Annotated in this window: 8 protein-coding genes and 1 pseudogene; 6 read left to right on the top strand and 3 right to left on the bottom strand. The window is 59.6% G+C overall.

Annotated features, from left to right (window positions below; all coding sequences use genetic code 11):
• Positions 1-240: 240 nt before the first annotated feature.
• The 3 genes and pseudogenes from EOA19_RS36125 to EOA19_RS27855 all read left to right on the top strand — a co-directional run.
• Positions 241-854: pseudogene (locus EOA19_RS36125) on the top strand (IS5 family transposase); the annotation flags it as partial.
• Positions 855-990: 136 nt separating this feature from the next.
• The gene (locus EOA19_RS27850; protein WP_128305421.1) at positions 991-1,395 is read left to right on the top strand and encodes an OsmC family protein; all 405 of its coding nucleotides are present in this window, start codon (positions 991-993) and stop codon (positions 1,393-1,395) included.
• Complete coding sequence (locus EOA19_RS27855; RefSeq protein ID WP_128305422.1) at positions 1,392-2,087, top strand: VIT family protein; 696 nt, start codon at positions 1,392-1,394, stop codon at positions 2,085-2,087. The genes EOA19_RS27850 and EOA19_RS27855 overlap by 4 nt, the downstream gene beginning before the upstream one ends.
• A 347-nt stretch (positions 2,088-2,434) precedes the next feature.
• Here the strand turns inward: EOA19_RS27855 and EOA19_RS35445 are convergent, their stop codons facing one another.
• A complete protein-coding gene (locus EOA19_RS35445; RefSeq protein ID WP_164893060.1) occupies positions 2,435-2,932 on the bottom strand; it encodes a hypothetical protein in 498 nt (165 codons plus the stop codon).
• Positions 2,933-3,059: 127 nt separating this feature from the next.
• On the opposite strand from EOA19_RS35445, the gene EOA19_RS35450 reads away from it, so the two are divergent.
• Positions 3,060-3,614 (top strand): Crp/Fnr family transcriptional regulator, encoded by a 555-nt coding sequence (locus tag EOA19_RS35450; protein ID WP_164893061.1) that lies wholly within the window; start codon positions 3,060-3,062, stop codon positions 3,612-3,614.
• Between the two features lie 571 nt (positions 3,615-4,185).
• Positions 4,186-5,301, top strand: a complete 1,116-nt coding sequence (locus EOA19_RS27870; protein ID WP_128305425.1) for a Fic family protein — start codon at positions 4,186-4,188, stop codon at positions 5,299-5,301.
• A 259-nt stretch (positions 5,302-5,560) separates the two neighbouring features.
• Here EOA19_RS27870 and EOA19_RS27875 read toward each other — a convergent pair whose 3' ends face one another.
• Positions 5,561-6,202, bottom strand: a complete 642-nt coding sequence (locus EOA19_RS27875; protein WP_245486358.1) for a hypothetical protein — start codon at positions 6,200-6,202, stop codon at positions 5,561-5,563.
• Positions 6,203-6,337: 135 nt separating this feature from the next.
• Here EOA19_RS27875 and EOA19_RS27880 point away from each other — a divergent pair, with 135 nt between their 5' ends.
• Positions 6,338-6,568, top strand: coding sequence for a transcriptional regulator (locus tag EOA19_RS27880; RefSeq protein ID WP_206638130.1), 231 nt, complete (start codon positions 6,338-6,340; stop codon positions 6,566-6,568).
• On the opposite strand, the gene EOA19_RS27885 is transcribed toward EOA19_RS27880, so the two are convergent.
• The gene (locus tag EOA19_RS27885; protein WP_128305426.1) at positions 6,559-6,762 is read right to left on the bottom strand and encodes an AlpA family phage regulatory protein; all 204 of its coding nucleotides are present in this window, start codon (positions 6,760-6,762) and stop codon (positions 6,559-6,561) included. The two genes, EOA19_RS27880 and EOA19_RS27885, sit on opposite strands and share 10 nt — an antisense overlap.
• Positions 6,763-6,928 lie beyond the last annotated feature (166 nt).

A 6,928-nucleotide genomic window follows, 5' to 3' on the forward strand; every position in this document is an offset into this window, starting at 1 on the left:
GGCTGTCTCTTCCAGCCGTCTGAAGGCACAAATTGTCTTCCAGAATGTGCCCTAGCCGTTCCTCCTCTTCGATTGGCAAGATCCGATGTCAGGCTATTCGGTTGGCGAAAATTCCGCGCCTATGTGGAGGACGGGCGACGCCTTGCCGGACAGATCCTCGATCGATGCAAGGCGTCGCCGTCGACCTGGGCGTGCCAGGGTCTGGGAAAGCTGCTCTTGGGAAGCGGGACCGCCTGGTGGGGCGCGCACTGGCGCGACTTGTCCGAACGCTATGGCAAGTGGAAGACAGCTCATCGGCGTTCCAGCCGGTGGTGCCATGCCGGCGTTTGGGAACGCGTGTTCGACACGCTGACCGCTGACCGCGACAACAAATACCTGATGCTCGACAGTACCATCGTTCGCGCCCACCAGCAGGCAGCGACCGGAAAAAGGGGGGCCAAGGATCAGGCGCTGGGGCGTTCCCGAGGGGGACTGACCACCAAGATCCACATGCTCTGCGACACGCTTGGCCGTCCCTTGCGGTTTCTGATCACACCTGGCCAAGCCAATGACATCACCGCTGCTCCTGATCTTCTGAAGGGCCAGCAGGCCTGTGCCGTGCTGGCCGACATTATGACAGCAACGACTTACGCCAACGCATCGCCGACATGAAGGCCGAGGCGGGGATCCCATCCAAGCGCAACCGCAAGGTCGCCATCCCTCACGACACCGACATCTACAAGCACCGAAACCGCATCGAACGATGCTTCGACCGCCTCAAACACTTCCGTAGATTCGCTACGCGCTATGACCGACGCACAGTTCACTTCACAGGCTTCATGCACCTCGCTGCCGCAATGATCTGGCTACGCTGAATGTCGATTCGGCCTAGGACGTTCGGCGGCACGCCGCGATCTGACCTCGATCAATACCGGGCGCCCGATTTAGTGCCAGAACGCCCAGGCGTCACTTACACCAAGCAGGAAAAGCGCCAGCGAGAAAGGCCGCGGAATGTTCGAATACAGCGTTAAAGCCCGACGGACCAATGCACGAGGCAGCGTGGCCACGACCAAGAGCGCCGCGCTTGTACTCGACACCTGTCTCGATGGCCGGGCAGATGCCTTCAATCCAGCCGAACTGCTTCTCGCGGCGATTGCCGCCTGCATGATCAAGGGCATCGAGCGCGTCACGCCAATGCTTGGTTTCGAACTGCGCGGCGTCGAGGTCGCGTTGCATGCCGTTCGGCGCGACAGCCCGCCGGGGATTGCCTCGATCGACTACGAGCTTGTCGTCGACACCGATGAAACCGACCCGCGGCTGGAGCTGTTGCACAAGAACGTCCGCAAGTACGGTACAATTTCCAATACAGTCGCGGCGGCCACGAAACTCGAAGGCACGATCAGGAGAAAAGCATGAGCCGCCTGCATGTCGAAAACCATCTTGTGTCTCGCATCGGCTGGCTGCGCGCCGCCGTGCTGGGAGCCAATGACGGGATTGTTTCGACCGCGAGCCTGATCGTCGGCGTGGCGTCGGCCGCCGCGCCGACTTCGCAGGTTCTGGTCGCCGGCATAGCTGGGCTGGTGGCCGGCGCCATGTCGATGGCCGCTGGCGAGTATGTCTCGGTCAGCTCCCAGTCGGACACCGAGACCGCCGACCTCGCCCGCGAGCGAGAGGAGCTCAGGACGCAGCCGGAATTCGAGCGCGAGGAGCTGGCGCAGATCTACGTCAAGCGCGGGCTGGAGACTGGTCTGGCGCGCCAGGTCGCCGATCAGCTGATGGCAAAGGACGCACTGGCCGCGCACGCCCATGACGAACTCGGCATTTCGGAAATGACCACGGCACGGCCGATCCAGGCGGCGCTGACCTCGGCGGCGACCTTCAGCGTCGGCGCCGCGATGCCGCTCATCATGGTGCTACTGTCGCCGGCCTCCATGCTGGTGCTGGCGGTTTCGGTGGCGTCCCTGCTTTTCCTTGGCCTTTTGGGCGCCATCGGCGCCAAGGCGGGCGGCGCCAACCTCCTACGTGCAACGCTGCGCGTCACCTTCTGGGGCGCCTTCGCCATGGCGCTCACCGCCGGCATCGGCGCGCTGGTCGGTACGGCGGTGTAAGCGGCCGGCAACCCCGACAGTTCAGACCGATCAGTATGCCCTCGAAGGCCGCACGCGGATCCAGGCCCCCGGCGACGTTGAAGCCAGGTCAGTCGTTCTCCGCGCAGCAACGGATACTTGCTCGACGCTGCTGACGGGGCGGGGCATCCCGCGATTTGCCGGGTGCTGCGCACTCGAATGAGAACAGAGCGGCCGGATTCTGGCTTGGATAAAAGCGAAGATAGCTCAGCCAAAAAGTCCGGGTTTGCCCCCGTCTTCTAATATCCAAAGGAACTGGCGGCCTAAACCGGGCCAGTGCCGAACGCCGGGCCGCAGCGCGTGACAGCCGGAATTCTTCGGTTCCTGCATCAGAGATGAGGATTTTCGCCTCGCGCGATCATCAGGTGGTGCCGCTGATGATGCATGCCCAGCGCTATAAGCCCAAAGAAGCCAAGGCCGCGCAATTTGGCCACATCCTTCGCCGGCGGCCACACGGTGAGGGATGCGCCGCCGTCGATATCGGAAGCGTCGAACCGCCAATCGTCTACCCCGTTCATCGTCGTCGCATGGGCCTTCACCATCCGACGCACTGAAGCCTGAACGGCTCCCGAACCAGTGACCAGGAAGCGGGTTCCGCCCGCGAGGGGCTCGCACTTCACATCGGCGGCCAAGGTAACCGCGGTCATGTCGACGAGATGCGCGCGCAGAGCATCGATGTCCACTTTGGACCAGTCTGTATGGGGATCAGCCTCCAGAATGGCCACGATTTCCTGGATCGCTGCGAACGCGCCTTGGCCCGGCTCCGTCGGTACCGAAGCACCGGCGGGTTGTGCACTCATCATCTGCATATGCATCTTGTGGTCCATTCCCCCTGTCTGGGCTTGCTGGGCAGAGGCTGCGGAAGAAGCTAGGCAAGCGGTGAGTGCGAGCGCGCGTATCATGGCAAGTGCTCCGTTGGCCAGGCATGCTTGCCATGGCCTCGATCAACGCTACATGATAGAAATCATGTCACCCCCACTAATTGCTCTGCTCGACCATCTGGAAGGCCGCGAGATTGCGTTCGCGGCGGGAGCACCGGTGTTTCATCTAGGTGATCCCGTCTGTTTCATTCACGTCGTGCGTTCGGGCGTTGTTCATCTGGTCAGGCATCAGGACAACGGGACAGCACTCATCCTTCAGCGTGCGGGTCCAAATTCCATCTTGGCTGAAGCCTCGTTGTATTCAGCCTCTTACCATTGCGCGGCCCGAGCGGAGGTTGCTGGCGTGACCTGGGCCATTCCGCGCGCCGGGTTGCTCGCTCGGATCGAGGAGGACACGGAACTGGCGATCGCTTGGGCGCGCTATCTGGCACACGAAGTTCAACAGGCGCGACTGCAGTCGGAGATATTGTCCCTCAAGACAGTCGCGGCTCGCCTCGATGCGTGGTTGTCCTGTCATGGGAGCCTTCCCGCCAGGGGACACTGGTCAATGTTGGCCCATGAAGTAGGTGTCAGTCCCGAGGCGCTTTATCGCGAAATCGCCTGGCGCCGAAGGCGGGGCACGATTTGACTTCTGCAGGCCGACTCCAATCTCCTGATTATGTCGTCCGTGATCTCTTCGACCCTGTCGGTGCATTTGCCTACGGTCCTGCAGAGAAGCGGGAGGCACGCGCCCTTGTCCAAAACTTTCCAATTTGGGGACAGAGGTTAGCCGATACCCTCCGAAGGCAGAGATCACAGGTTCGAATCCTGTCGGGTGCGCCACTTTTATACTGTGAAAACAGGCGGTTAGCAAGGCCTCTTTTCCGCGAGAAGAGGGCTGGAAACTCGTCGCGGAAGCGCAACGGAAGCAATCGGACGTGTGTTCGGGCACCCTAAGACCGATCACTGTCGAGTATTGCCCGTTCCCCGCCAACTTACCGGTGGTTGCGGCCGGTTCAGCTTGGGGGCTCAAGCGTTTGGTCATGGTGTATCTCGGTGGCCCAACTCTACTCATGCGATTATGGTTCCTTCACGGTCAATATGTCGAATTTCTGGGGGAGGCCGGAGACCATCTAATGGGTGCCGGCTGAGGCATAGATAAGATTGCTATAGCTCACCTTTTCCGATATCATGAGTTATAGAAAGGCGCTCTATAGCTCATGGCATGGAATTGGGAGCAGGCCGACTGGCCGCATTTTACCTACGACAAGATGGCATTGGACCCGCTGGAAAGCGAGTTCCTATTGCGATCGGGCGAGTTCCTGGGCGTGTTCCGCCATGTCGGCCCCGATGACCGCGACCAGATCCGCATCGATCTAATCAGCGAAGAGGCCTTAAAGACATCCGCCATCGAAGGGGAGTACCTCAACCGCGAGAGCCTGCAATCGTCCTTGCGGCAGCAGCTTGGGCTCGGAGGCGAGCATAGGCGCATCCCGCCCGCCGAGCGGGGCATCGCCGAAATGATGGCCGACGTGTATCTGCATTTTGCCAACCCGCTCTCGCATCGCGCGCTCTATGCCTGGCACAAGATGGTGATGTCCGGCGAGCGGCGCATTGAGACGATCGGCAACTATCGCCAGCATGCCGATGCCATGCAGATCGTCTCTAACCGGCTGGACAAGCCCAAAGTGCATTTCGAGGCGCCACCCTCGTCGCGCGTGAAGGCGGAAATGGACGCCTTTGCCATTTGGTTCAACGATACTGCCCCCAAGGGCAAGACTCCGATCCCTGCGCTGACGCGCGCTGGAATCGCACACCTCTATTTTGAGAGCATCCATCCGTTCGAAGACGGCAACGGCCGCATAGGACGCGCGCTTTGCGAAAAGGCGCTGGCGCAAAATCTGGGCGAGCCGAGCCTCATCGCGCTGGCCTATACGATCGAACGTCATCGCAAGGCTTATTACGACCGGCTGGAAGCCAGCAACAAGAGCAACGCGATCACCGACTGGCTGCTGTACTTCGCCGACACGATCCTCGGAGCGCAGCGCGTAACGCTTGCTCGTGTCGAATTCTCCGTCGCCAAGGCCAAATTCTACGAGCGCCATCGGGATCAGTTCAACGAGCGCCAGGAAAAAGTCATCGCTCGAATGTTCCGCGAAGGTGTCGAAGGTTTCAAGGGCGGTCTTAGCGCCGAGAATTACATCGCCATCACCCAGGCGTCGCGCGCTACGGCGACGAGGGACCTGCAGGATCTGGTTGCCAAGAGTGCGCTGACAAGAACTGGTGAACTCCGACACACACGTTACACGCTGAATATGTGTGACAATCGTGCGTAAATCCCATCAGCGACCTATTTGGTTTGCCGGAATCTGAACGACAAAATATGGCTGGCCGCTGAGGCAATCGGCCAAAAACACAAGTACGATTCGAAGCGAGATCGATGGTACGTCATCGTGGACGACATCAGCACACCAGCGCCTGTCGATGCGGCCCTCCCGCTGGTGGAGAAGTGGCATGAGAATGCTGATCTAGCCGAAAATTCCCGTAAGGTAGACGAACTATTCAAGACTAAATGGCAGCCACGTGCCATTCCCCCTAGGCATGGGAAGAATGGGCCGACGCTGACATGACTTGGCATTCATTTGGGGATTGAATGACGCGGGAGGGATGCACGGGGAACCCCAAATGAGGGTTGGCGGCCTGGTTTTCCAGGCCGATCAGTTTGGCCGCCATCGCTTGATATTGCCTGCAGTGTGCCTGAACGACTGATCGCTCAGGCCGCTCAGGCGGCAGGCTCCCGGCGATTTTCTTCAAGTCGTCAAGGATCGAGGCGATATGCGGCCAGGGAAAGTCTGTTGGATCGTCGATGTCGCGATCCGCGCCAGCGATGATTTCGAGCTTGGCGACGATTCCAAGAAGCGACCGCGCCTGAATGTGGGGGAGTTTGTCCTGAAGCTTCAAAGCCGCAGTTGTGGCCTCGACCTCCGCTTGGCAAGCGATCGAATAGCCGACTTTCTCATCCATTGCTTCCGCGCCTGCAGCGTCAAGAATGCGCCTCTCTAGGCGCTGTTGAAGCCGGCAAAGGACGTTTGAAACATGCTGTGCCCGCAGCCAGTCTCGTAGCAGCGTAACAGCCGGGTCTAGATCTTCGAAACTCCCAGACACGTCCGCAGTCTGTCGTTGCCCTTGCCCGTGCGTGACGGAAGGCAAAGACGTGCTATTGTCGGAATCAGCCATGATCCGAGCTCCTCAACAGCTTTGGCGTGGCCAGGCCGGATTGGTGTTGCATCACCCATCCGGCCGCCAAGTGAAACCGAGACTACACATAGTGCATAATCTAAGCAACCAAAATCACCATAAAATGGTGATTTCATGAATCCGGTGCAGTGCCGTATGGCTCGGGCTGCATTAGGATGGGGCGTTTTGGACCTCTCAAAAGAAGCCAAAGTATCCACCCAGACGATTGTTCGCTTCGAAAGAGGCGAGGTGTTGAAGCAATCGACGGTGGATCTGATAAGAAGCACGTTCGAGAGCGCCGGCATTGAGTTCATTCCAGAGAATGGCGGCGGCCCTGGTGTTCGTTTGTCTCGCAATCAGACCTGACGCTCCGTTCGCCACGCAACCGGATTGCTCACCCATCGATTAATATCGGATTCTCTCCAACCCGCCCCGTTTATGCTGATCTTGATTTGAGCAGGGAACGTGCCTTCGGCGATCTTGCGATAGATTGTTGAGCGGGACAGCCCGGTCCGAGCGAGGACAGTTTTGAGGCGAATGATGCGATCTGGCTCGGGCATGGCCCCGCCTGCTCCTAGCTGGTTTTTGCTGGTATCTCCTGTGAAAGACAGAACGAACCAATGCTGGATGCGATCTGGATTCTGGCTTCATCAGCCTGCGTAGCGGAAACGGCGGCAAACCGGAGCGTTTTAGATTCCTATGCCACGCCCGGGGCCAATACCGTGG

This window comes from Mesorhizobium sp. M7A.F.Ca.US.010.02.1.1 (genome assembly GCF_004023085.1).
Classification (GTDB): Bacteria; Pseudomonadota; Alphaproteobacteria; order Rhizobiales; family Rhizobiaceae; genus Mesorhizobium.